Source organism: Rhizobium sp. JAB6, assembly GCF_003024605.1.
GTDB lineage: Bacteria > Pseudomonadota > Alphaproteobacteria > Rhizobiales > Rhizobiaceae > Rhizobium.
Genome location: NZ_PYJQ01000001.1, coordinates 810,348 through 833,197, shown reverse-complemented (window position 1 = coordinate 833,197; position 22,850 = coordinate 810,348). Strand labels below are relative to the sequence as shown.

The 22,850-nt window shown below is 61.4% G+C and carries 20 protein-coding genes and 1 riboswitch; of the genes, 12 read left to right on the top strand and 8 right to left on the bottom strand.

Annotation, left to right across the window (positions count from 1 at the left end; all coding sequences use genetic code 11):
• Positions 1–10 precede the first annotated feature (10 nt).
• Entirely contained in the window at positions 11–568 is a 558-nt protein-coding gene (locus tag C7U61_RS04035; RefSeq protein WP_106996813.1) for a biotin transporter BioY, read from the top strand.
• Positions 569–576: 8 nt separating this feature from the next.
• Here the strand turns inward: C7U61_RS04035 and C7U61_RS04030 are convergent, their stop codons facing one another.
• Complete coding sequence (locus tag C7U61_RS04030; RefSeq protein WP_106996812.1) at positions 577–978, bottom strand: thioesterase; 402 nt, start codon at positions 976–978, stop codon at positions 577–579.
• A gap of 168 nt (positions 979–1,146) precedes the next feature.
• Between C7U61_RS04030 and C7U61_RS04025 the strand changes: the two genes are divergently transcribed.
• From C7U61_RS04025 to dxs, 4 genes are all read left to right on the top strand, one after another.
• A complete protein-coding gene (locus C7U61_RS04025) occupies positions 1,147–2,088 on the top strand; it encodes a histone deacetylase family protein (protein WP_106996811.1) in 942 nt (313 codons plus the stop codon).
• 2 nt (positions 2,089–2,090) lie between these two features.
• Entirely contained in the window at positions 2,091–2,342 is a 252-nt protein-coding gene (locus C7U61_RS04020; protein WP_106996810.1) for an exodeoxyribonuclease VII small subunit, read from the top strand.
• A gap of 84 nt (positions 2,343–2,426) precedes the next feature.
• Positions 2,427–3,350: a pirin family protein gene (locus C7U61_RS04015; RefSeq protein WP_106996809.1), complete on the top strand. Its 924-nt coding sequence runs from the start codon at positions 2,427–2,429 to the stop codon at positions 3,348–3,350.
• Between the two features lie 125 nt (positions 3,351–3,475).
• Positions 3,476–5,392 (top strand): 1-deoxy-D-xylulose-5-phosphate synthase, encoded by a 1,917-nt coding sequence (gene dxs / locus C7U61_RS04010; protein ID WP_106996808.1) that lies wholly within the window; start codon positions 3,476–3,478, stop codon positions 5,390–5,392.
• A 295-nt stretch (positions 5,393–5,687) separates the two neighbouring features.
• On the opposite strand, the gene C7U61_RS04005 is transcribed toward dxs, so the two are convergent.
• Both C7U61_RS04005 and C7U61_RS04000 read right to left on the bottom strand, forming a co-directional pair.
• Complete coding sequence (locus C7U61_RS04005) at positions 5,688–7,625, bottom strand: methyl-accepting chemotaxis protein (RefSeq protein WP_106996807.1); 1,938 nt, start codon at positions 7,623–7,625, stop codon at positions 5,688–5,690.
• A 223-nt stretch (positions 7,626–7,848) separates the two neighbouring features.
• Positions 7,849–8,856, bottom strand: a complete 1,008-nt coding sequence (locus C7U61_RS04000) for a DUF4424 domain-containing protein (RefSeq protein ID WP_106996806.1) — start codon at positions 8,854–8,856, stop codon at positions 7,849–7,851.
• A 111-nt stretch (positions 8,857–8,967) separates the two neighbouring features.
• Here C7U61_RS04000 and C7U61_RS03995 point away from each other — a divergent pair, with 111 nt between their 5' ends.
• On the top strand, positions 8,968–9,708 hold the full coding sequence (locus C7U61_RS03995; protein ID WP_106996805.1) for a TlyA family RNA methyltransferase: 741 nt from the start codon (positions 8,968–8,970) through the stop codon (positions 9,706–9,708).
• On the top strand, positions 9,705–10,955 hold the full coding sequence (locus C7U61_RS03990) for a class I SAM-dependent RNA methyltransferase (RefSeq protein ID WP_106996804.1): 1,251 nt from the start codon (positions 9,705–9,707) through the stop codon (positions 10,953–10,955). The genes C7U61_RS03995 and C7U61_RS03990 overlap by 4 nt, the downstream gene beginning before the upstream one ends.
• Positions 10,956–11,124: 169 nt before the next feature.
• On the opposite strand, the gene C7U61_RS03985 is transcribed toward C7U61_RS03990, so the two are convergent.
• Both C7U61_RS03985 and C7U61_RS03980 read right to left on the bottom strand, forming a co-directional pair.
• Positions 11,125–11,877, bottom strand: coding sequence for a crotonase/enoyl-CoA hydratase family protein (locus C7U61_RS03985; protein WP_106996803.1), 753 nt, complete (start codon positions 11,875–11,877; stop codon positions 11,125–11,127).
• A gap of 9 nt (positions 11,878–11,886) precedes the next feature.
• Positions 11,887–13,665 carry an acyl-CoA dehydrogenase gene (locus C7U61_RS03980; RefSeq protein WP_106996802.1) on the bottom strand — a complete coding sequence of 593 codons (1,779 nt, stop codon included), beginning with the start codon at positions 13,663–13,665 and terminating at the stop codon, positions 11,887–11,889.
• Positions 13,666–13,951: 286 nt separating this feature from the next.
• Between C7U61_RS03980 and C7U61_RS03975 the strand changes: the two genes are divergently transcribed.
• Complete coding sequence (locus C7U61_RS03975; RefSeq protein ID WP_106996801.1) at positions 13,952–14,953, top strand: transporter; 1,002 nt, start codon at positions 13,952–13,954, stop codon at positions 14,951–14,953.
• A 70-nt stretch (positions 14,954–15,023) separates the two neighbouring features.
• On the opposite strand, the gene C7U61_RS03970 is transcribed toward C7U61_RS03975, so the two are convergent.
• A complete protein-coding gene (locus C7U61_RS03970) occupies positions 15,024–15,494 on the bottom strand; it encodes a BA14K family protein (RefSeq protein ID WP_106996800.1) in 471 nt (156 codons plus the stop codon).
• 245 nt (positions 15,495–15,739) lie between these two features.
• Here C7U61_RS03970 and C7U61_RS03965 point away from each other — a divergent pair, with 245 nt between their 5' ends.
• A complete protein-coding gene (locus C7U61_RS03965) occupies positions 15,740–16,750 on the top strand; it encodes a GH25 family lysozyme (protein WP_106996799.1) in 1,011 nt (336 codons plus the stop codon).
• Here the strand turns inward: C7U61_RS03965 and C7U61_RS03960 are convergent.
• On the bottom strand, positions 16,747–17,835 hold the full coding sequence (locus C7U61_RS03960; RefSeq protein WP_106996798.1) for a hybrid-cluster NAD(P)-dependent oxidoreductase: 1,089 nt from the start codon (positions 17,833–17,835) through the stop codon (positions 16,747–16,749). The two genes, C7U61_RS03965 and C7U61_RS03960, sit on opposite strands and share 4 nt — an antisense overlap.
• Before the next feature lie 2 nt (positions 17,836–17,837).
• The gene (locus C7U61_RS03955; RefSeq protein ID WP_106996797.1) at positions 17,838–19,082 is read right to left on the bottom strand and encodes an aromatic ring-hydroxylating dioxygenase subunit alpha; all 1,245 of its coding nucleotides are present in this window, start codon (positions 19,080–19,082) and stop codon (positions 17,838–17,840) included.
• Between the two features lie 96 nt (positions 19,083–19,178).
• Positions 19,179–19,383: riboswitch (cobalamin riboswitch) on the bottom strand.
• Between the two features lie 349 nt (positions 19,384–19,732).
• Here C7U61_RS03955 and C7U61_RS03950 point away from each other — a divergent pair.
• The 3 genes from C7U61_RS03950 to C7U61_RS03940 are packed head-to-tail and all read left to right on the top strand — an operon-like array spanning position 19,733 to position 22,848.
• On the top strand, positions 19,733–20,350 hold the full coding sequence (locus tag C7U61_RS03950; protein WP_106996796.1) for a DUF6656 family protein: 618 nt from the start codon (positions 19,733–19,735) through the stop codon (positions 20,348–20,350).
• A 59-nt stretch (positions 20,351–20,409) separates the two neighbouring features.
• On the top strand, positions 20,410–21,384 hold the full coding sequence (locus tag C7U61_RS03945) for an L-threonylcarbamoyladenylate synthase (RefSeq protein ID WP_106996795.1): 975 nt from the start codon (positions 20,410–20,412) through the stop codon (positions 21,382–21,384).
• A 33-nt stretch (positions 21,385–21,417) separates the two neighbouring features.
• Positions 21,418–22,848: an FAD-binding oxidoreductase gene (locus tag C7U61_RS03940; RefSeq protein ID WP_106996794.1), complete on the top strand. Its 1,431-nt coding sequence runs from the start codon at positions 21,418–21,420 to the stop codon at positions 22,846–22,848.
• The last annotated feature ends 2 nt before the right edge of the window (positions 22,849–22,850 follow it).

Sequence of the window (22,850 nt, the reverse complement as noted above, 5' to 3'; positions counted from 1 at the left end):
GGGAGCCGCCATGAACACCCGCGATCTCGTGCTTTCGGCACTTTTTGCCGCCATCATCGTGGCGCTCGGCCTGTTGCCGCCCATCCCCATCGGCATCATTCCGGTTCCGATCACCGCCCAGTCGCTCGGCGTCATGCTCGCCGGCGTCGTACTTGGCGCCAAGCGCGGCACGATCGCGGTGCTCTTGGTGGTGGTCCTCGTGACGATCGGATTGCCGGTCCTTTCCGGCGGACGCGGCGGTCTTGCCGTATTTGCAGGCCCGACTGCCGGTTTCTTCGTCGGCTGGATATTCGCAGCCTTCGTCACCGGCTATCTTTGCGAGCGGTTGGTGAAGCCTGAGCAAAGCAGCCTCACGCAGGGTATCGGCTTCTTCATCGCTGCTGTTATCGGCGGCGTGGTGGTGCTCTACGCGTTCGGCATCGCCTGGCTCGCCATCAATATCGGCTTCAACAAGGCATTTATCGGGTCTCTGGGCTTCGTGCCGGGCGATATCATCAAGGCGGTGGTTGCGGCTCTTGTCGGCCGCGCTGTCATGGCCGGCTATCCGCTGCTGCCGCAGCGGAGCTAGAATTAGGCTCAAGCCAGATATTTATAGAGCCAGTCGCGCGTGTCTTCCGGCAGCGGCACGGGATCATGCTCGTCGCCGCGCACCGCGAGCCAGAGGATTTCCACTTCCGCCGCCAGTTCGTTGCCGGTTTCGACCACGACGACGAAACCGACCGACTTGCCGCCGATCTTGTTGACACTGATCGAGTAGCGGGCAAGGTCGTCATAGTGCAAGGCCCTGTGCAGCGAACAGGACGCCTTCCTGGCGATATAGACGGGCTCGTCATCGACCAGCGGCCGCGTACGCCAGAAGTTCGAGAGTGCCGTCTCTGCCTGCGAGATATAGGAGGCGATAAACATCTGACCGTGCCGGTCGACATCGCGCGGCGGCACCCTTACCTCGATGACATCGGATCGTTCTACTCTCGCCATGACGCAATAACCCTGGCCGACGCCATACTGACCTTAATGAAAGCTTAACACCACGCTTCGATAAGTAAACGGGCGCCATTCCAAAGTGGTTAAGATGGATTGTTGACATTGTAGTGACATGGTCCATGTCCTGTAATAGGCGTCACACCTCGTTTATAGATTGGCCCCATGAGCACACGTCTTTACGAACATCCGATCTTCCTTGAACACATCGTTCCGGCAGGTCACCCCGAACGGCCGGATCGGCTCCGATCCTTGAATATCGCGCTGGAGCATCCGAACTTCGAGCGGCTGGACCGGCGGAAAGCGCCTGCCGCGCATGAGGATGCGGTCCTGCTTGCCCATCCCGAAGAGCATCTGGATTTCGTGCAGCGCTCGATGCCGGACAAGGGCGACGACGGCGAGATCAGCCAGCTGGAAGCCGATACCTATGCCAGCCCGAAGACGTTGCAGGCGATCATGCATGGCGTCGGCGGCGCGATGGCGGCGGTCGACGACGTCTTCTCAGGTGCCGCCGACAATGTCTTCGTCGCAGCCCGCCCGCCCGGGCACCATGCCGAGAAGACCAAGGCCATGGGCTTCTGTTTCTTCAACAATGCCGCGATCGCCGCGCGCCACGCGCAAAAGACACACGGCGCCGAGCGCGTCGCCATCGTCGACTGGGATGTGCACCACGGCAACGGCACGCAGGATATTTTCTGGGACGATCCCTCGGTGCTCTTCTGCTCCACCCATCAGATGCCGCTCTATCCCGGCACGGGGAAAAAGGACGAGAACGGCACCCATAATACCATCGTCAATGCACCGCTCTCCCCCAACACGGGCGGCGATCATTTCCGCGAAGCCTTCAAATCGCGCATTCTGCCGGCGCTCGCTGACTTCAGCCCCGATCTCATCATCATCTCGGCCGGTTTCGACGCCCATCACCGCGATCCGCTGGCGCAATTGAACCTGACCGGCGAGGATTTCGACTGGGCGACGGGGCGGCTGCTCGAGGTTGCCGACCGCAGCGCCAAGAACCGGGTCGTCAGTCTGCTTGAAGGCGGCTATGATCTGGAAGGCCTCGCCGAGTCGGCGGGGATGCATATTCTGCGCATGATGAGAGGTTGACGATGAGCGAGAACGCCAAGGCAGATGTATCAGGCTATTCCTTCGAGAAGGCCGTGGCGGAGCTTGAAAGCATCGTCGCCCGGCTTGAGCGCGGCGATGTGGCGCTCGATGAATCCATTTCGATCTATGAACGTGGCGAAGCGCTGAAGAAGCATTGCGAGGCGCTGCTTTCGGCCGCGGAAAATCGCATCGAGAAGATCAGGCTCGACCGAGCCGGCAAGCCGCAGGGCACGGAAGTGCTTGATGGCGCTTGAAACGAAACCGGAAAATTTGAGTTTGGTTGACATTGCCGGTAGGTTAACCCGGTAGGTTGTGCTCCAACCGAAAGGAGAGCCGATATGTCCTTTTTCCCAGGCAACGATCCCCGGGCCGGTGATGCCTTCGCCTGTGACGCGATTGAAAATCTGATTATCCCGCGCACCAGCGACCTCGGCGGCTTCTCCGTGCGGCGCGCACTTCCGAGCAGCCGGCGGCGGCTGGTGGGGCCGTTCATCTTTTTCGACCGCATGGGTCCTGCCATTTTACGGCCGGGCCAAGCACTCGACGTTCGTCCGCATCCGCATATCGGCCTTTCCACCGTCACCTATCTGTTCGACGGCGAAATCCGCCATATGGACAGCCTCGGCACGGCCAAGGTGATCCGCCCCGGCGACATCAACCTGATGACCGCCGGGCGCGGCATCGTGCATTCCGAGCGCACGCCGGAGAACCTGCGCGACCATCCGTTTTCCATGTCCGGCTTGCAGACGTGGCTGGCGCTGCCCGACGACAAGGAAGAGATCGATCCTTCCTTTGCACACACGGAGAAGGACGAATTGCCCCTCATTACCGATGCCGGCGTGAGCGGGCGCGTGGTGATCGGCAATTTCGAAGGCCTGAAGTCGCCGGTGAAATCCTTCTCCGACACACTCTACGTCGATCTGCAACTGCAGCCGAACACGACGTTTCCTTTTGGGGCAGTGCATGAGGAACGCGCGGTCTATATTCTCTCCGGTTCGCTCGTCGTCGCCGGCGACCGTTTCGAGCAGGATCAGCTCCTCGTCTTCCGCCCGGGCGACGCGATAACGCTGGAGGCCGCCGAAAAAGGCTGTCATTTCATGCTTTTTGGCGGTGCAGCGCTCAATTCGAAGCGCTATATCTGGTGGAATTTCGTCTCGTCCTCGAAGGAACGCATCGAAAAGGCCAAGGAAGAATGGCGCACGGGCCGCTTCGATATCGTGCCGGGCGACGAGGAAGAGTTCATTCCCCTGCCGGAGGGCTAACGGGTTCATAACACTCCCACATGTTTCTTGTTCGGGAGCACCTTGAATTCGGCGCCTTTTGTCGCAATCTGTTTTGACGTAAAGGCGTTCAACCGCCCAAGAATAGCAAGAAAGAGGCATCCGCCTTGACACAAATGCCACAGACGCCCCTGCTCGACCGGGTCCAATATCCTTCCGACCTGCGAAAGCTGGAGGACCGGGAATTGCCGCAGCTCGCCCGCGAAGTCCGCGACGAGATGATCGATGCGGTATCGCGCACCGGCGGACATCTTGGCGCCGGCCTCGGCGTGGTCGAGCTGACCATCGCGATCCACAGCGTCTTCAATACGCCGAACGATCGGCTGATCTTCGACGTCGGACATCAGTGTTACCCGCACAAGATCCTGACGGGGCGTCGCGACCGCATCCGCACACTGCGGCAGGAAGGCGGTCTTTCCGGCTTCACGCGCCGGGCCGAAAGCGAATATGATCCCTTCGGCGCCGCCCATTCGTCCACGTCCATTTCCGCCGGCCTCGGCATGGCGGTTGCCGCCGAACTCGATAATACCGACCGCCGCGTCATCGCCGTCATCGGCGACGGCGCCATGTCGGCCGGCATGGCCTATGAAGCTCTGAACAACGCCGGCGCGCTCGATGCGCGGCTGATCGTCATCCTCAACGACAACGACATGTCGATTGCCCCGCCGACGGGAGCGATGAGCGCCTATCTCGCGCGCCTCGCCTCCGGCCGCACCTATATGGGCTTCCGGGATTTCGGCAAGAAGCTGACCGCCTATCTCGGCAAGAAAGTCGACCGCGCCATCACCCGGGCAGTCGAGCACGCACGGGGTTATGTGACCGGCGGCACCATGTTCGAGGAGATGGGCTTCTACCATATCGGCCCGATCGACGGCCATTCCTTCGAGCATCTGCTGCCGGTACTGCGCAACGTGCGCGACAATGCGCAGGGGCCGGTGCTGATTCATGTCGTGACGCAGAAGGGCAAGGGCTATCCGCCCGCCGAGGCGGCCGCCGACAAATATCATGGGGTCAACAAGTTCGATGTCATCACCGGCGCGCAGACGAAGGTGAAACCGAATGCGCCGAGCTACACAAGCGTTTTTGCGGACGCTTTGGTGCAGGAAGCGACGCTCGACGACAAGATCGTCGGCATCACCGCCGCCATGCCGAACGGCACTGGCCTCGACAAGCTGCAGGAGGTCTTCCCGAAGCGCTGTTTCGACGTCGGCATTGCCGAGCAGCACGCCGTGACCTTCGCCGCCGGCCTTGCCGCCGAAGGCTACAAGCCCTTTGCCGCCCTTTATTCCACCTTCCTGCAGCGCGCCTATGACCAGGTGGTGCACGACGTGGCCATTCAGGGCCTGCCGGTGCGTTTCCCGATCGACCGTGCCGGTTTCGTCGGCGCCGATGGGCCGACACATGCCGGCTCCTTCGACACGGCATTCCTCGCCACCTTGCCCGGTTTCGTCGTCATGGCCGCGGCCGACGAGGCGGAGCTCAAGCATATGGTGCGCACAGCCGCCGCCTATGATCTCGGCCCGATCTCCTTCCGCTATCCGCGCGGTGAAGGCGTCGGCGTCGATCTTCCGGAGCGCGGTCAGATCCTCGAGATCGGCAAGGGCCGCGTCATCAAACAGGGGTCGAAGGTCGCCCTGCTCTCCTTCGGCACGCGTCTTGCCGACAGCCTTGCTGCCGCCGAGGATCTCGATGCCGCCGGCCTGTCGACCACCGTCGCCGATGCGCGCTTTGCCAAGCCGCTCGACCGCGATCTCATTCGCCAGCTTGCCGCCCATCACGAGATCCTGATCACTATCGAAGAAGGCTCGGTCGGCGGCTTCGGCAGCCAGGTCATGCAGTTCCTCGCCAATGAGGCCCTGCTCGACAATGGCCTGAAAATCCGCTCGCTGGTCATGCCTGATATCTGGATGGAACAGGCCAAGCCCGAGGCTATGAACGCCATGGCGGGCCTGGATCGCGCCGGCATCGTCCAGACGGTATTCCGGGCACTCGGCCGCGGCCGCATCGTCGAGGCAGCCGGATAAGACGCGAAATCAGGCGGCATTCTTACGGCTGCCTAGTCGCATCAGGTTCCCGCATATCGGGCATCAAGCGCATTATGGATGATGCCGATTGCCATAAGGGATCTCGAATACGCCTCATTTTAGCTCGGCAAGTGGCGCTGCCCACAAGTCGCACAGCTCGCGGACAATGATGCTTTCAGGCAAGCGGTGAAAAACGAAGCGGCCCGCCTGAAAAGCGACGGGCCGCCGATGGGTCTATGAAGGCATTTTCGCGGTAAGCGCTTCGCGGGGCGCCCACGAAGTCCCCGCCTGACGATCAGAACTCTTCCCAATCATCCCGCGCGGCGGCAGCACCCGTCTTTCCGGCGAAAGCCTTGGCAATGGTGCGGCCCAGGGCGCGAGCCGGAGACGCTGCGGGCTTGGAGCGCCCCGTCGCGGCAACGGGCCTGGCGGGTGCAGCCTTGGCGGCATTGCCGAGACGGAATTGCTGAAGCAGCTCGTTGAGTGCCGCCGCCTCGCGCGCGAGCGCATGGCTGGCCGCCGTCTGCTCCTCGACCATGGCCGCATTCTTCTGTGTGCCCTGATCCATATTGTTGACCGCCGTGTTGATCTCCTGCAAGCCGGTCGACTGCTCGCGGGTTGCGGTGACGATCGCGCCGATGTGCCGGTTGATTTCCTGCACTTCCGAGACGATCAGTTCCAGCGCCTTGCCGGTCTCGCCGACCAGCGACACACCGGTATTGACCTGATCGCTCGATGTCGTGATGAGCGACTTGATTTCCTTGGCGGCATTGGCGGAGCGCTGGGCAAGCTCGCGCACTTCCTGGGCAACGACAGCAAAGCCCTTGCCGGCATCTCCGGCACGTGCGGCCTCGACGCCGGCATTCAGCGCCAGAAGGTTGGTCTGGAACGCGATATCGTCGATGACGCTGATGATGTTGCTGATCTCGCCCGAGGATTTTTCGATCTGCTGCATGGCCGCGACGGCTTTGCGAACCACGTCGCCGGACCGTTCCGCACCGAGGCGAGCGCGTTCGACGAGGTGGCCGACATCCTCGGCCCGCTTGGCGGAGTCGCGAACGGTCGTCGTGACCTGCTCCAGGGCTGCGGCAGTCTCCTCGACGGCGGCGGCCTGCTGTTCCGTGCGATGTGCCAGGTCGTCGGCGGCCGAGCGGATTTCGTCAGCACCGGCATTGATGGCGGAAGCATTTTGCCCGACGGACCGCAGGGCCGCTTCAAGCTTTTCGACCGCATGATTGAAATCGGCGCGGACGCTGTCGAACTGCGGCGCGAAGCTGTCGTTCAGACGCGTTGCGACATTGCCCGACGACAGGGCCGCGAGGCCGCCGGCGAGCGCTTCCATGGCGAAACGGATTTCGCCTTCTTCACGCGCCTTCTGCTCATCATTCATCAGGCGCTGGCGTTCGGCGTCGTTGCGCATGCGCTCGGTCTCGCCGGCGAGGCGCAGCTTCTCGATACCGGCTTGCTTGAAGACGAGGACGGCATCCGCCATGCGGCCGATTTCATCGCCGCGGCCGACAGCCGGAACTTCGATGTCATGCTCACCATTTGCCAGACGACCCATGGCCGCCGTCATGCCGACGATGGGGCGCACGATGATGCGCGACAGCAGCCATGCAAGCACTGCGGCGGCAAGCGACGCGAAGATGCCGCCGAGGATGAGGGTCAAGCGCAGATCGCCATTGGCATCGCCCTGCATGGCTGCAAGACTGCTTGCCTTGGCGCGGGCGGCTTGCTTGATCTTGGCCGCGGCATCGCGGAAACCGTCAAGCTGGCCCTTGGTTTCGTTCTGACCGATCTTGACGATCTGGTCGAGCGGCATCTCGGTTTCCTTGCGCGCCTTGGCCTGCGGCTCCGCGAGCTGATGGAAATAGAGATCGGCCGCTTTCTGCATATTGTCGATCGCCTGCAGCAGATCCGGTGAATCGGCAGCCGCCTGCTTGGCGGCGGCGATGCTCTTCAGCATCCGCTCGCGATTGTTGAAGATATCACCATAGGTGCTGTCGCTGCGCAGAAGCAGAAAGCCGCGCAGGTTGACCGCCTGTTCCAGCATGGCCTGCAGCGAATCATCGATCAGGCTGACGAGCTGCTGCGATCTTTCCTGCTCGACGGCGGCGCCGGCGGAAACCTCTTCCTTGGAATAGACGAATGCGGAAACGCAGGCGAAAATGGCGATCAGGGCCGTAAATGTGATGGCAAGCTTGCCATTCAAAGAGAGCTTTTTCGCGGACATAAGCGGGCGCCTCCTGAGCGCAGGTCCTGGCGAGCATTTTTATAGAACCGCGCGACGAGAGACGCGGCCATGCTCGGAGAATTCAGGGAGGGGGCATGATTGGGACGCTGACGCGCGAAGCCTTCATGGCAGGCGGCGATCTTGAAACGGATCGCCGTAATCACGGGCATGAGTAGAGGCTTGGGCTTTAAATTTATTTAATTTGGGACGCAATTGCGCGCCACTAGTTCACGGTAGCCGCTGTCAAAATCAAGATATCCAGATCGTGCTCCGGATAGAAATCCTGCGCCGTCATCTGGAACGTCGTCGCGCCGGTCTTTCTTACATTCGTGCCGCAGAAGCTGATGTAGTTTTCAGGACTGCCTTTATCGACCGTCAATTCGAAATGCTTGATCGGGCCGGACCAGTTGACGCCGGTCGTCAGCACATAGGAGATCCAGCTCTCGGTGTAGCCGCGACCGCCCTTATCGGCAGCAGCGGCAAGCTTGGCCGCCGTCTTCAGAAAAGTCTCGTCGAGGCAATATTTGCCGCGATAGGCCTGCAACTGCCGCTTCTGGTAATCTTCGTCGCCGGCAAAAGTGATGGCGACCGTGCCGCCGACGCTTGGCTTGTAGCGATGCTCGACCGCAATCTTCGCCTTTGCCGGAAATTTCGTGCGCCACCAGTAAGTCGTATGCAGCGTCCACATCGGCGTCGGATGATGCTTCATACCCTGGCCGTCATTGTCGTATTCGTCATCGGCGATCAAACCCCGGGCTGTCCAGTCCTCGAGGACATCGACGGGCAGCTTGGCGACGGCTTCCATGGCCGCCTTGCTCAGCGGCAGCAAGGGTACGCCATGGGCCTTCAATTCATCCGTCATGTCGACCCCGGCAACCGATACGCGCTGCTGCAGGGTCGGGGTGATGGCCTTGCCATCCTGCGTAACGGTGAAGCCGAGGAAATTATCGGAATCTACATTTCCTGTATCGACCATGTTGTCTATGTCGCCCTTGATGTCAGGCATCGGGAAGGCGACGACGCTTTCGACATCCTTGTCGGAGGTATTTTCGAACACGTAATCGACGCGAACTTCGGTCTGCGAGATGAACAGCTTTTCCTGATCCATGCTGATATCGCCGGTGCGGACATAGGCGAGCCCGCCGGTCTTCAGCTCGGCCATCGTATCATTTGCCATAGCCGGAACGGCGATCATCGCCAGCAACGCTGCATAGCCACAGATCTTTCGCATGATGCCCCCCACCGTTGATGTCGGCGATTATCGCCTGTCGCGATCCCGCGTCAACGCCGATATCAGCATAAAAGGCTTGCAACACAGCCCATTGACCGGCATGGACAGCCCATGTCCGAACCACAACGCCTCGACCAGCTTCTCGTCACCCTTTCGCTCTTCGCCAGCCGCTCCCGCGCTCGCGATGCGATCCAGCGCGGCACGGTGACCGTGAATGGCAGGATCGTGACGAAGCCCGGCGCACTCTTCACCGAAGACGCGCAGATCCGTATCGACGATCCCGCGCAGGATTACGTCTCGCGCGCGGCGTTGAAGCTGGTGGCAGCACTCGACCATTTCGGGCTCGATCCGCGCGGACAGCATTGTCTCGACGTCGGCGCATCGACGGGTGGTTTCACCGAGGTGCTGCTTGAGCGAGGTGCTGCCCACGTCACGGCGATCGACGTGGGCCACGACCAGATGCATCCGCGCGTAGAAGCCGATCCGCGCGTGACCAATATCGAAGGGCTGAATGCGCGCAACCTGACCGCAGAGGACATAGGCGAACCCATCTCGTTCGTCGTTTCCGATGTCTCGTTCATTTCGCTCAAGCTGGCTCTGGCGCCGGCGCTTGTGCTTGCCGAACCCGGTGCGCGGGCGGCTCTGCTCGTAAAACCGCAATTCGAGGCGGGTCGCGATGCCATCGGCAAGGCCGGGCTTTTGAAGGACCCCTCCTCCGCTCCGGCCGTGGCGGCCGAGCTCGAGCGTTGGTTCACCGAAGACATGGGCTGGCAAAGCCTCGGCCTCATCACCTCGCCGATCGCAGGCGGCGACGGCAATCAGGAATTTCTTCTCGCAGGGATCAAGCCATGAGCACCGAAACCGTTACCATCCAGAAGCTCGGCGCCCAGGGCGACGGCATCGCGCAGGGCGCCGATGGCCCGATCTACGTCCCCTTCACGCTACCGGGCGAAAACGTCGCCATCGCACGAGTAAAGAGCCAGGGCACGCTGATGTCGGTCGCGTCGGCCTCGCCGGACCGGCAGGAACCACCCTGTCGACACTTCGGCCCGCATGGCGTCAACGGTACCTGCGGCGGCTGCAGCCTGCAGCATTATGCCGATGGGCCCTATCGCGCCTTCAAGCGCCAGCTCGTCATAGACGCGCTGCGGTCGAAGGGGCTGACGCCCGACGTGGACGATATTGTCGCTGCGCACCCCGGCGAGCGGCGGCGAGTCGTTTTCGCCGCGCGCAAGACCGAAAAAGATATGCTGATCGGCTTCAACCAAGCCGAAAGTCACCACATCGTTGCAATCGAGGAGTGTCCCATCGCTTCGACCGGCATTATGGCCCGCCTGCCGGCGATCAAGACGATCGCTGCGGCAATGGCCGTCAATGCCGAAGCCTTCCGCATCTCCGTATTGGAGACGCAGACCGGCCTCGACCTCGCCGTCGACGGCATCAAGTCGCTATCGGACAAGCAGCGCCGCAGCACCATCGAAACCGTGCTGTCGCTTCGCGGCATCGCCCGCGTTTCGCTGAACGGCGAGATCCTGGTCGAACCGGTAAAGCCGATGATCGATTTCGGTGGCGTACAGGTCGCACCGCCGCCGGGCGCCTTCACGCAGGCGACCAAGCAGGCCGAAGATGCCATGGCCGAACTGGTAGCCAGCCATGTCGGCAAGGCAAAACGCGTTGCCGATCTCTTCGCCGGCAGCGGTACGTTCACCCTTCGCCTGGCGCGGATCGGACGCGTGCATGCGGTGGAAGGTGAAGCCAAGCCGCTTGCCGCTTTGGATCACGCCGCACGCAACACGCAGGGGCTGAAGCCCGTCAGCGTTGAGCGCCGCGATCTTTTCCGCCGGCCCTTGATGGCGCAGGAATTGAAGGTCTACGACGCCGTCGTCTTCGACCCGCCCCGGGCCGGCGCGGAATTCCAATGCAAGGAACTGGCTCGCTCACAGGTCAAGAAGATCGTCGCCGTCTCCTGCAACCCGCTGACGCTTGCCCGCGACCTCTCTATTCTGGTCGAGGGCGGCTATCGCATTACGCGGGTGACGCCGATCGACCAATTCCTTTGGACCTCACATGTCGAGGTGGTTGCGGCGCTGGAGAAGTAGTTCTCTTCAGGATAAGTGAGGTGGCCGACCCTCGTGGTTCGAGGCTACGTCTTTGGGCTTCGCACCTCGCCATGAGGGCGGAGTCGCTCACGATCGAGATGCGCCAGAGATTAGCCCTCACGCCGAGGAGGCCCGAAGGACCGTCTCGAAGCATGAGGGTGGGTGTGTTTCACCGCTTCATGAAGGCCTCGAAAGCAGCGCGGGCTTCGGCGCTTTTCAACTGGGCAGCGAAATGCTCGGCTTCCTTCTGGATTCTGTCGAGGACGGCGTCAGGGGGGCCACGCATCAGGTCGCGGGCGATCCGAAGTGCCTCGGGCGGCTTGGCGGCGAGTTTGGCCGCCAGCGACAGCGTTTCAGCCTCCACTGCTTCCGGTGGCGTCACCTTCCAGATCAGGCCGGCTTCCTTGGCCTCGGCAGCGGAAAAACCTTCCCCAAGCGCAAGCAGGGCAAAGGCGCGTTGATGCCCCATGACGCGCGGCGCAAGAAGGCTTGAAGCGGCTTCCGGAACCAGCGCAAGATCGACGAAGGGTGTCTTGAACAGGCTGCGATCGGAAGCAATCGTCAGATCGCAATGCAGGTGGATCGTCGTGCCGATGCCGATCGCTAGGCCATCGACGCCGGAGACGACGGGTTTCTTCGTGCTGGCCAGCGCGACGAGAAAATCGAAAACTTCGCGCCCCATATTGCCGCCCATGGCGAAGGCGAGGAAATCGGCAAGGTCATTGCCGGCGGAGAAGCAGCCTTCCGTGCCCAGGAAGGCATGGACGCGAACATCCGGCGCGGCTTCCGCGGCCTTCAGCGCTTCGGTCATGGTCTGATACATGGCTCGGGTGATGGCGTTCTTCTTTTCCGGCCGATTGAAGCGGATGATCTGGACCTGCTGTGCAGTCTCGGGGCGTTCGATAAGGATATGGTCGGTCATGGCTTTCCCTCAGGCTAATGCGACGCGGGCGGCTTCGAGGCTGGATGCGCCTGCAATGACCCGATCGGAGAGAGCTGCAGTTTCGGCCAGAAGATTTTCGGCGGCGAAGCGGCAGAGTGCGATGCGCTTAGGTCCCTCACCGCCATCGGCTTCGGCAAGACCGCCCTTGGCCAGATAAGACCCGGTCAGCACGAGGCCGAAAAGCCGCTGGTAAGGCGTGGCACCCGCCAGTGCTTCGGCAACAGCACCCCCTGCCTGTTTCGACAAGAGCCATTCGCTTGCCTTTTCCAGATCGGCAATGGCTGTCTCCAGACGCGACGCCGTTTCGCCGAAACCTTCCAGATTGGATTTGGCGACGGAGTCGGCGATGCCTCGCAGTTCGCCGATGAAGCCGCGAACATGATCACCGTTCGCGATCGTCAGCTTTCGCGTCACCAGATCGATGGCCTGAATACCGTTCGTGCCCTCGTAGATCGGCGCAATTCGGGCGTCGCGCAGCAGGCGCGCGGCACCTGTCTCCTCAATGAAGCCCATGCCGCCATGGACCTGGATGCCGAGCGAAGCGACGTCGACGCCGGCATCGGTGGAGAAGGATTTGGCGATCGGGGTCAGCAAGGCGGCGCGCTCCTGCCAGAAGGGGGCCTTCTGCGGGTCGCGATGCGACATGTCGATCGCCTGCGCACAGGCGTAGCAGATGGCGCGCGCCCCTTGAGTCAGGGCCTTCATCGTCAGCAGCATGCGCGCGACGTCGGGATGTTCGATGATCGGGCTCATGCCTGAGGATGTCGTATCTGGCGCACGGCCCTGCGTGCGCTCCCGAGCATAGGCGATAGCCTTCTGGGTGGCGGCCTCGGCAATCGCAACACCCTGGATGCCGACAGCCAGGCGGGCATTGTTCATCATCGTGAACATGCAGGCGAGGCCCTTGTTCTCCTCGCCGACGAGCCAGCCGACCGCGCCCTTTTCCGATCCGTATTTTCCATCGCCATAAATCATCGTGCACGTCGGCGAGCCGTGAATACCGAGCTTGTGTTCGAGGGAATGAGCGAAATAATCGTTGCGAGCGCCCAGAGAGCCATCGTCGTTGACAAGAAATTTCGGCACGAGAAAGAGCGAAATGCCGCGCGTGCCGGTCGGCGCATCCGGAAGACGGGCGAGGACGAAATGGACGATATTCTCGGCTGCCTCGTGATCGCCCCAGGTGATGAAGATCTTCTGGCCGAAGAGACGATAGGTGCCGTCATCGCGGCGTTCGGCGCGGGTGCGCAAGGCGCCGACATCGGAGCCGGCATGCGGCTCCGTCAGGTTCATGGTCCCCGTCCACTCGCCCGAGACCAATTTTGCCAGATAGATCCTCTTGAGGTCTTCGCTGCCATGAGCCCGCAGCGCCTCGACGGCTCCCATGGTCAGCGTCGGTGCGAGGCCGAAGGCCATGGAGGCGGAATTCCACATTTCCAGCGTCGCTATATTCAGCATGTGCGGCAGGCCCTGCCCGCCGAACTCCTCCGGTGCGGTGAGGCCGTTCCAGCCGCCGGCGATCCAGTCGCGATAGAGCTTTTCCCAACCGTCCGGAAGAACCACCTTGCCATCCACCAGCCTTGCGCCCTGTCTGTCGCCATTCTCGGCGAGCGGCTCCACCTCCTCGCCGGCAAATCGTCCGGCCTCAGAAAGGATGGCATCGACAAGATCGACGCTGAGATCGCCGAGAATGCCCTCTTCGATAGCGCGTTCCATGCCCGCGACATGCTTCAGCGTGAACGCGATTTCTTCGACTGGCGCCTTGTACATGCTGTTTCCTCCGCACTGGTACCGGCAATGAGCCGCCTCACCCGGATCATTGATCGTCTCTGGTTACAGCTTATTTATTTTTACGTAAACGTCAATTTCCCGACGCTCGCTAATATGTTGATTTCCGCCATCTCGCGAACCTCCTCGTCAGGGAGGTCTTACGCGCTGCATTGCTGTGACATTGCTGCCGATATCCGTGATTATTCCATCACGGCTCGGGAGTCGCATAAACAGCTGTCATGAATGAAGACTAAGGCAACTGTTCAGACAAAGCGAACGATGCCCCATGAACGCGCTCACGTCAGCCAATATCATACCCGGTTTCATCTGGGCATACCGTCTCCGTCCCGGCGCAGCCAAGCCGGAGCGCCTGCCGGACGATACCGATCGCTCGACGCTTTTCAGCGATGAGGGTTTTCTCTGGCTGCATCTCAATCTCGTCGATGCGCGCGTGCCTGCCTTTCTCGAGGATGCGCCGGGATTGAACGAAGCGGCGCGGATAGCTTTGACCACGCATGAGACCCATGCGACCATTACGGTCGACGAGCAGATGCTGTTCGGCACATTGGTCGATTTCCAGCGCGACTTCGCTCACAATACCCACGATATCGGCTGGCTGCATTTCGCCGTCACCGATCGCATGCTGATCACCACCCGCCTGCAGCCGCTTCGCAGCCTCGACCGAACCCGCGTGCTGATCGAGAAGAACGCCGCGCGATTTGCAGGCCCGGTGGATATTTTCGAACTGATCGTCGTCGAATTCCAGCGGACGCTGATTTCCGTCGTCATAGAGATCAGCGAAGAATTGAATGCCATCGAGGACTTCGTGCACGGCAACACCACGCGCGACGAGCGTGCCAAGCTGCCGCCCATCCGGAGGACCATCGTGCGCCTGCATCGCCATCTGCGCACCGTTCTCTCGCTGATGCGCCATGCCGCCGCCTCGGATGACGAGGAAATGCCGCTTGGATTCGAGGATGTCGCGGCGCGCCTGACCGGCCGGCTCGAAGCAGTCGAACACGACGTCTATGCGCTGCAGGAGCGGGCGAGGCTATTGCACGAAGAAATCGATTCGAAGCTCGCCTCGGAGATCAACCGGCATCTCTATATACTCTCGATCATGACCGCATTTCTGCTGCCGCCGACGCTGGTAACCGGCTTCTTCGGCATGAATACATCCGGCCTCCCGCTGGCGGGCGGCGCAAGCGGTACTGGATATGCGGTCGGCTTCATCATCGCCTCCATGCTGCTGGCATGGTGGCTGCTCAAGCGGGTCAACATTCTCTGACATCAAATCACGCAAAAAGCCGCCCGGCGGGAAACCGGACGGCTGGCATTGGTCGTTCCGGAAACGCCGATTAGAAATACGGCGAGTAGCACTGCCGGCGCGGGCCGGAATTCGGCTGGAAGGTATTGTCGTAGGCGCGATAGGAGCGATAGCGGGCCTCGCACCAGGCGACGTGGCGCGGGTTGATGCCAGCGGACCGAGCCGGAGCCGGCTCGTAATAGCGCGGCTGACTTGCGATCGCGCCGCCGATGAGCGCACCGGCGCCGAAGGCAGCCAGCGGGAACCAATAGCCGTCGTGGTAGCGATAGCCGTGACGATAGCCGCCGCGATAACCGCGGTAGCCGCCGTACCAGCCGCGGCGATAGTAACCGCCATGGCGCCACTGCACCTGCTCGACATTGCCAGGCGCGGCCTGGGCGGGCGCGGACTGATCAGTGACCGGGGCGGCGGGCATCTGCATGGCAAAAGACGGTGTGAAGCTGGTCAAGGCAACTACAGACGTAAGAACAACTGTCGCGATTTTTGCACGGAAACCAAGCATTTTTATCTCCATTTCCCTGGTTCGGCTTGGTACTCAAGCCTGCATGCGTTTCGTCGGGGATGCTTCCCGAGCAAGATGTCACTGCCTGCTTCGTCGCATATCCGAGTAGACGACAAGAACGCGGCAGCACGTTGGTTAGTTCCTCAAATCCCTACCGAATTAAGGAGTTATGCGGGGCTCCGGGATGAACCTATAGCGATTTCACTCTTAACCCAAGATTAACCAGCAATCCTTACTATTATTTCATGAAAGGATACCGGAAGAGTAACCTCCTCATCTACAGCTTGCTGACGATCCTGGCCCTGATGGGGCCGGTCTCCAAGCCTTCGGCCGGTGAAAGCCAGCCTTGGAGCGATCCGAAAAACGCCTTGATCGTCGATGCTTACGAGCTGAACACCATCGACTGGGCTGCCTTTCTGCAGGACAAGCGGATCGCCGGCTTCATCTCCAAGGCGTCGGATGGACTACCCGAAAGCTTCAGTTGCACCGGCGATCATGGCGGCGATACGGTGGCCCATTGCAGGACGATGTGGCGCAAATACGCCGTCAGCCGCGAGCTGTTTCAAACACGTCGTATGCTGGCAAAGTCGAATGGCCTCTTATGGGGCGCCTATCATCTGGGGCGGCCGGGCAATCCGATCGATCAGGCCAATCATTTTCTCGATTATGCCAATCCGCAGCCTGACGAGCTGATGGTGCTCGACATCGACGGCATGGACGCGACGCAATTCATATCGCTGGACGATGCGCAGATCTTCGTCGCACACATCAAGGTCAGAACCGGTCGCTATCCCATTCTCTACGTCAACCATAACACCGCGCGCTATATCGCCGATCACCGCGGTTCCTATCCGCTGCTGTCGCGGCTCCCCTTGTGGTACGCACGCTACAAGCCCGACGTGAAAGGCACCTTTCCGCTTGGCAACTGGGACAATTACGCCATCTGGCAATTTGTTTCGTCCGACAATTGTTCGGAGAAAAGCTGCCCCTACCGGGTGCCGGGCACGCTCACGGATATCGATGTCAACGTCGTGCCGATGACGAAGGTTCAGCTCGCGAAGATCTGGCCGCAGGGCGATCTCCTGCCGGCCAAACCCTTGCCCGCACCGGACCTGACGATCGCACTTGCACAGATGTGCAGCGGGCCGCGGCAGTTGCTCGTTTCCCTCATGCTGGACGTCGATCCGGTCGTCACGGCTTCCACTCCGCAAACGAAGCCGGACGAAATCAACGAGCTCAACTATCAGGACTTTTAAGCCTCGATCTCCACGTCCGTCTTCGGGCGAGAGCAGCAGGCGAGGATGTAGCCCTCGTCTATCTCGTCGTCGAGGATGCCGCCATTGTGGCTCATCTCGACTTCACCGGAGAGCTTCATGACACGGCATGTCCCGCAGAGGCCAGATTCGCAGGCCGCGCCAATGCGCACGCCGGCGCCGCGCGCCGCCTGAAGCACGGTCTGGCCCGCGCCACAGGCCACATCCTTACCCGCCATGGTGAAGCGGATCGTGGTCGCAGCTTCCCCGGAGGCATCGCCGGAGACTTCCGCAAGCGGCGTCGCCGCATTGGCCGGCTGGAAGCTTTCCTGATGGTAGCGCGACATGTCGAAGCCATGGGCTTCCAGCATGGAGCGCACGGCATCCATGAAGACTTCCGGACCGCAGCAGAAGATCGTCCGGTCCATGAAATCGGGCGCCAGCAGGCCGATCTTCGCCTTGTCGATACGACCCTTCAAGCCCGACCAGAGATCGGTGCGGCCGCAACCTTCGACGATGAAGCCGAGATTGAGGTTCGGCATGAATCGGGCGAGATATTCGAGCTCGGAACGGAAGATGATATCCGTCGGGCTGCGCGAGCAATTGACGAAGGTGATGTCCGACAACGGTGCGATATCGGACATATAGCGCGTCATCGACATCATCGGCGTGATGCCAGAGCCGGCGGAAACAAAGAGATATTTTTCGCCGGAATGGCGGACGTGGCTGAAATCGCCGAGCGGGCCGAAAGCCTTGATGCGCATGCCCGGCTTCAGGTTCTCGAACATCCAGCGCGTGCCGATACTGTCCTTCTGCGCCTTCACCGTCACGGCGATCGAGAAGGGCCGCGATGGCGTCGACGACAGCGTATAGGTGCGCATGACCGGCTCGGGAGCCGTCGGCAGCTCCAGCGTCACGAACTGGCCCGGGAGGTATCGGAACCAGTTGTCCTTATCGGACCCGAAAGTGAAGGTCATCACATCGGGCGCTTCGGGCGTGACCGAGAGACATTCAAGCAGATGCTGCCTGTCGTTCCAGGGCTGCATCTGGTCGAGGTGGCGATGCGGAAGGGAGACGGTCATGTTCATGATCAGGCAACCGCCGACAGCTTGGCCTGGTCGCCCTGCAGCCGGTTGATCATGAACGTCGTATACCATTCGACGAACTGCATGACGCCGCCTTCATGGATTTCCGAATAGGGACCGGGCTCATAGGCCGGCGAGCGGATGCCGAAGGCATTTTCCTCGACGATGCGGCGATCCTGGTCGTTGGTTTCGGTCCAGACGTGCGTCAATTCCTCGAGATTGTAATCGACGCCTTCGACCGCATCCTTGTGAACGAGCCACTTCGTGGTGACGGCCGTTTCCTCGGCGCTGATCGGCAGGACGCGGAAGGAGATCGCGTGGTCGCCGAGGATGTGGTTCCATGTCGTCGGATAGTGGAAGAGCAGCATGGTGCCGATGCCGTTGATCGTCACGTCGGATGAGAGCGGCCGCTTGACGGCATTCTGCCCGGACATGGTGTAGCTCTCGGCGCCTTCGATCAGCGGCATGCGGGCGGCGCGGAACTGTCCGTCAGGTGAGAGCTTGAATTCGCTCGGCAGGCCGGCGGCTTCGCAGCGTGCCCAGTGTTCAGCGATGACGGGGTCATTCATCGCGCCCTGCACGCCGGTGACGGTCGGCGCCTCCGGGAAGGTCCGGCAAAGCTCGGGATGATTGGCCGCGCAGTGATAGCACTCCCGGTTGTTTTCCCAGACGAGCTTCCAGTTGCCCTTTTCGATGATCGTGCTCTGGAAGGCGACCTTGGCTTCGCTGATGCGATGCGGGGCCATGTAGGGCTCGATCGTTGCGCGAACCGGCGCGAAATCCGGGGCGTTCTGCGCAAGGCAGATGAAGATATAGCCGCCGACGCTTTCGCAGTGAACCGGCTTCAGCGAATGCTGGCTCTTGTCGAAATCCTCCGCCATTTGGCGGGCGAAGAGCAGGGAGCCGTCGAGCTCGTAGGTCCATTGGTGATAGGGGCAGACGAGCTTTGCCGAGGAGCCGCGCTCGGTCGTGCAGACGCGTGAGCCGCGGTGGCGACAGCTATTGTGAAAGGCGCGGATGACCTGATCGCGGCCGCGGACGATGACGACGGGATAATCGCCGATCTGCACGGTGAAATAATTGCCCGCGCGCGGCACTTCGCAATCATGGCCGATGAACAGCCAGTCGCGATAATAGATCGTCTCCATATCGAGCTTGAAGTAATCGGGATCGGTGTAGAAGGGTTGCTCCAGGCTCAAACCCGTCCGGTGGTTCTTCAGTTGCCGCAGAACTTTGCTGCCGATATCCATTTGCCTATCCTTGCGCAATACCGGAAGACGAGCAGAGGACATGCAAGGCCGCTGGGAACGGCCGAAAGCAATGCCCCGACCGCCCGCCGCGGTCAGTAAACCATATATGCCCAAGGCTGGTTTCCGGGCTCTGGAGCGGCCCTGTTTCCAGGACCCCATGGCACCTTCCCAGACCAGTCGGCCCAGTGGCTTTATCCGCCATGCCTCACTCCACCACCGTTGCGGGGGCAGCGCCGGATTTTGACCGGCTTCCCAATTCTCCGTCTCCCTAGCAGACGGCACCTTGAGATTGATATCATCATAGCTCTCGGCCTCGTCGGCCGCTGCGCTGCAATGCGACATCGGCTTCGAATTTGACGATAGACGAAAGCGGACGATAGGACGGTTGCATGCTGGGGAGAATATAGAGAAGCGATTCAAATACTTGGGCGCTTGTGTGGGAGATGGTCCGAGCATCGCATGCGCATTCCGCCAATGACGCTTTATTCTGATTGCGACAGGCCCGCGAAGGGCCGACGATCAGGGGATAATCGGGCGGCGGAGGATGCCCGCAGAATCGTTATCGGGGGCGTTCGCGCCGGCGCGGTCAAGCTCGGCTCAAGCTCCGTCGTTCATCATGTCGTCCAAAGAGTTTTATAGCGAGATCCGGCATGGCCAAACTCAGATATTTCAACGCTGGGAAGCCCGCCGAGCCAGAACCGGCGCCAGCGGTATCGACGACGGGGCACACCGAATTCCTGCGCACGGGCCGTATCAGCCGCAACAAGCTACATTGGCTGGCGGAAGAGCGGGAGTACCTCACTCATGAGGAGGTCGCTGTGCGCACGGCCCGGAAGCTCAGGGATGCCGGCGAAAAGACTCATGACCGGCTCAACAGCTTCCACAAGTCCATCCGCTTCCCGAAACTCATCTTTCATCACACGCTGAAGGACACGCCGCATCTCGGCTATTGCCACGTTACCGCGGCGCGGACGCAATTCGCTCAGTATGAGGACGTGAACTGGGCTTTCTATATCGCCAATTTCTTCGCCCGCATCGGCCAGCAAGAGAACTTCTTCGAAGACATCAGCCTCAAATATTCGCGGATGTATTTCGCTGTCGCCATCCATCCGGATAAGGCAGCGGAAGATAAGAAGCTGACGATCAATCGCGATATTCGCGGCAACGGCCTGCTGTTCCACACGCATGATCCGCAGATCGCCATTCGCAACGTTCTCCTCCTTGGCGCCCGCAACGAGCAGCTTCGCGACATCATTCGCCAGCTTTGACGATTGATCCGAAAACTCGAAGAGCATAAGAAACGGCCTGAACTGCAAGCAGGCAGGCCATGGCACGACACATAGACATTCTCGAACATCCGCAAACGGCAATAGAGGTGGCGACGGCAACGCTTGCCCAGGGCCTGCCGATCGGGCTGCCGACGGAGACCGTCTACGGCCTTGCCGCCGATGCCACCAATCCCGCCGCGATCACCCGGATCTACGAGACGAAGGGGCGGCCGCGCTTCAATCCGCTGATCTGCCATATGAGCGATCTCGCCATGGCCGAGCGCTACGCGGTCTTCGATCCGATCTCGCGCAAGCTGGCGGAAGCCTTCTGGCCCGGCCCGCTGACTCTGGTGCTGCCGCTGAGATCCGATAGCGGCATCCATCCGCTGGCCACCGCCGGGCTCGACACGGTCGGCATCCGCGTGCCCCAGGGCTTTGCCGGCGAGCTGATCCGCGCCTTCGGACGCCCGCTTGCAGCCCCGAGCGCCAACACGTCGGGCAAGATCAGCGCCACCAGCGCCGATCATGTGAGTGACGACCTTGGGGAGCGGATTACTCTTATTCTCGACGCCGGAGCCTCGGTCGTTGGCGTCGAGTCGACCATCGTCAAGGTCGAGGATGGCGAGATGCGCCTGCTGCGGCCCGGCGGACTGGCCGCCACCGAGATCGAGCGGGTGACCGGCAAGGCGCTGAAGCGCAAGAAGAAAGCTTCGGCTGCCATCGAGGCGCCGGGCATGATGGCATCGCATTATGCACCGGGTGCAGCCGTGCGGCTCGAGGCGAAGGAGGTTTTCGCGGACGAGGCGCTGATCCGCTTCGGCACACCCGTCATCGCCGGCATTGAAAATGCCGTTGCCGTGCTGGATCTCAGCCCTGCAGGCGACCTTCCGGAGGCCGCCGCCAACCTTTTCGACTTCATGAAGCGCGCCGATGCCACGGGAGCCGCGACCATCGCCTTTTCGCATATTCCCGACGAAGGCCTCGGGGAGGCCATCAACGATCGGCTGCGCCGCGCGGCCGCACCCAGAGAATAAATCAGCCCGGCACCATCAGGCAAAGGACACGCCATGAGCAGCTCCGCCCCCTCTTCCGACCTCCTCGAGCGCTTCGCCGCCATCGTCAGCGAAAAACATGCCGTGCGGGACCCCGCGGAACTTGCGCCGCATCTGGTGGAAAATCGGGGACTTTATCATGGCGCCTCGCCCATGCTGCTGAAGCCCGGCTCGGTGAAAGAGGTTTCGGCCATCCTCAAGCTCGCCAGCGAGACGGGTACAGCCATCGTGCCCCAGACCGGCAATACCGGTCTTGTCGGGGGGCAGACGCCGCGTGAGGGCGGCTCCGACATCATCCTGTCGCTGGAGCGCATGAACCGCGTTCGCGATATCGATCCCGTCGGCAATACGATGATCGTTGACGGCGGCTGCATTCTTGCCGATGTGCATAAGGCTGCGGCCGAGCATGGCCGCATGTTTCCGCTTTCGCTCGGTTCCGAGGGCTCCTGCCGCATCGCCGGCAATCTTTCCACCAATGCTGGCGGCACCGCCGTTCTTGCCTATGGCAATATGCGCCAGCTCTGCCTGGGCCTCGAAGTCGTATTGCCCACGGGCGAAATCTGGAACGGCTTGCGCCGCCTGAAGAAGGACAATACCGGCTACGATTTGCGCGATCTCTTCATCGGCGCGGAAGGCACGCTGGGCGTTATCACCGGCGCGGTGCTGAAGCTCTTCCCGCGGCCGCTCGGCCACCAGGTCGCCTTTGCCGGTCTACAATCGGTCGATGATGCGCTGACGCTGTTCAAGAACGCGTCCGGCCTCTGCGGCACGGCGCTGACCGGCTTCGAGCTGATGCCGCGCATCGGCGTCGAGTTCACCACGCGCCACATTCCGGGTGTGCGCGATCCGCTCGAGACGGCGCATCCCTGGTATGTGCTGATCGATATCTCCACCTCCGATTCAGCCGAGACGGCGGACCGCATGATGACCGCACTGCTCGAACAGGGCTATGAAGCCGGTTTGATCCAGGATGCGGCCATCGCCAGCTCGGAAGCGCAGCAGAAGGCCATCTGGCACATGCGCGAGAGCATGTCGGACGCACAGAAGCCTGAAGGCGGCTCGATCAAGCACGATGTTTCCGTACCGGTGGCGCAGATTCCGCAATTCATGGCCGAAGCCGAAAAGGCCGTCGTCGCCGCCATGCCAGGCGCGCGCGTCTGCGCCTTCGGCCATATGGGCGACGGCAATATCCACTACAACATCTCCCAGCCCATCGGCGCCGACAAGGCGGAGTTCATCGGCCGCTGGCGCGAGATCAACAAGATCGTGCACGGGCTGGTGCTGCAGCATGGCGGCTCGATCTCGGCCGAGCACGGCATCGGACAATTGAAGCGCGACGAACTCGCGACGATCCGCTCCAATATCGAGATGGATCTGATGCGCCGGATCAAGACGGCCTTCGACCCGACCGGCATCATGAATCCGGGCAAGGTCCTGAAGATCTGAGA

What these genes read in the sequence shown, in the direction of transcription:
- C7U61_RS04035 (WP_106996813.1), top strand. Translation starts at nt 11, where the DNA reads ATGAACACCCGCGATCTCGTGCTTTCGGCACTTTTTGCCGCCATCATC.
- C7U61_RS04030 (WP_106996812.1), bottom strand. Translation starts at nt 978, where the DNA reads ATGGCGAGAGTAGAACGATCCGATGTCATCGAGGTAAGGGTGCCGCCG.
- C7U61_RS04025 (WP_106996811.1), top strand. Translation starts at nt 1,147, where the DNA reads ATGAGCACACGTCTTTACGAACATCCGATCTTCCTTGAACACATCGTT.
- C7U61_RS04020 (WP_106996810.1), top strand. Translation starts at nt 2,091, where the DNA reads ATGAGCGAGAACGCCAAGGCAGATGTATCAGGCTATTCCTTCGAGAAG.
- C7U61_RS04015 (WP_106996809.1), top strand. Translation starts at nt 2,427, where the DNA reads ATGTCCTTTTTCCCAGGCAACGATCCCCGGGCCGGTGATGCCTTCGCC.
- C7U61_RS04005 (WP_106996807.1), bottom strand. Translation starts at nt 7,625, where the DNA reads ATGTCCGCGAAAAAGCTCTCTTTGAATGGCAAGCTTGCCATCACATTT.
- C7U61_RS04000 (WP_106996806.1), bottom strand. Translation starts at nt 8,856, where the DNA reads ATGCGAAAGATCTGTGGCTATGCAGCGTTGCTGGCGATGATCGCCGTT.
- C7U61_RS03995 (WP_106996805.1), top strand. Translation starts at nt 8,968, where the DNA reads ATGTCCGAACCACAACGCCTCGACCAGCTTCTCGTCACCCTTTCGCTC.
- C7U61_RS03990 (WP_106996804.1), top strand. Translation starts at nt 9,705, where the DNA reads ATGAGCACCGAAACCGTTACCATCCAGAAGCTCGGCGCCCAGGGCGAC.
- C7U61_RS03985 (WP_106996803.1), bottom strand. Translation starts at nt 11,877, where the DNA reads ATGACCGACCATATCCTTATCGAACGCCCCGAGACTGCACAGCAGGTC.
- C7U61_RS03980 (WP_106996802.1), bottom strand. Translation starts at nt 13,665, where the DNA reads ATGTACAAGGCGCCAGTCGAAGAAATCGCGTTCACGCTGAAGCATGTC.
- C7U61_RS03975 (WP_106996801.1), top strand. Translation starts at nt 13,952, where the DNA reads ATGAACGCGCTCACGTCAGCCAATATCATACCCGGTTTCATCTGGGCA.
- C7U61_RS03970 (WP_106996800.1), bottom strand. Translation starts at nt 15,494, where the DNA reads ATGCTTGGTTTCCGTGCAAAAATCGCGACAGTTGTTCTTACGTCTGTA.
- C7U61_RS03965 (WP_106996799.1), top strand. Translation starts at nt 15,740, where the DNA reads ATGAAAGGATACCGGAAGAGTAACCTCCTCATCTACAGCTTGCTGACG.
- C7U61_RS03960 (WP_106996798.1), bottom strand. Translation starts at nt 17,835, where the DNA reads ATGAACATGACCGTCTCCCTTCCGCATCGCCACCTCGACCAGATGCAG.
- C7U61_RS03955 (WP_106996797.1), bottom strand. Translation starts at nt 19,082, where the DNA reads ATGGATATCGGCAGCAAAGTTCTGCGGCAACTGAAGAACCACCGGACG.
- C7U61_RS03950 (WP_106996796.1), top strand. Translation starts at nt 19,733, where the DNA reads ATGGCCAAACTCAGATATTTCAACGCTGGGAAGCCCGCCGAGCCAGAA.
- C7U61_RS03945 (WP_106996795.1), top strand. Translation starts at nt 20,410, where the DNA reads ATGGCACGACACATAGACATTCTCGAACATCCGCAAACGGCAATAGAG.
- C7U61_RS03940 (WP_106996794.1), top strand. Translation starts at nt 21,418, where the DNA reads ATGAGCAGCTCCGCCCCCTCTTCCGACCTCCTCGAGCGCTTCGCCGCC.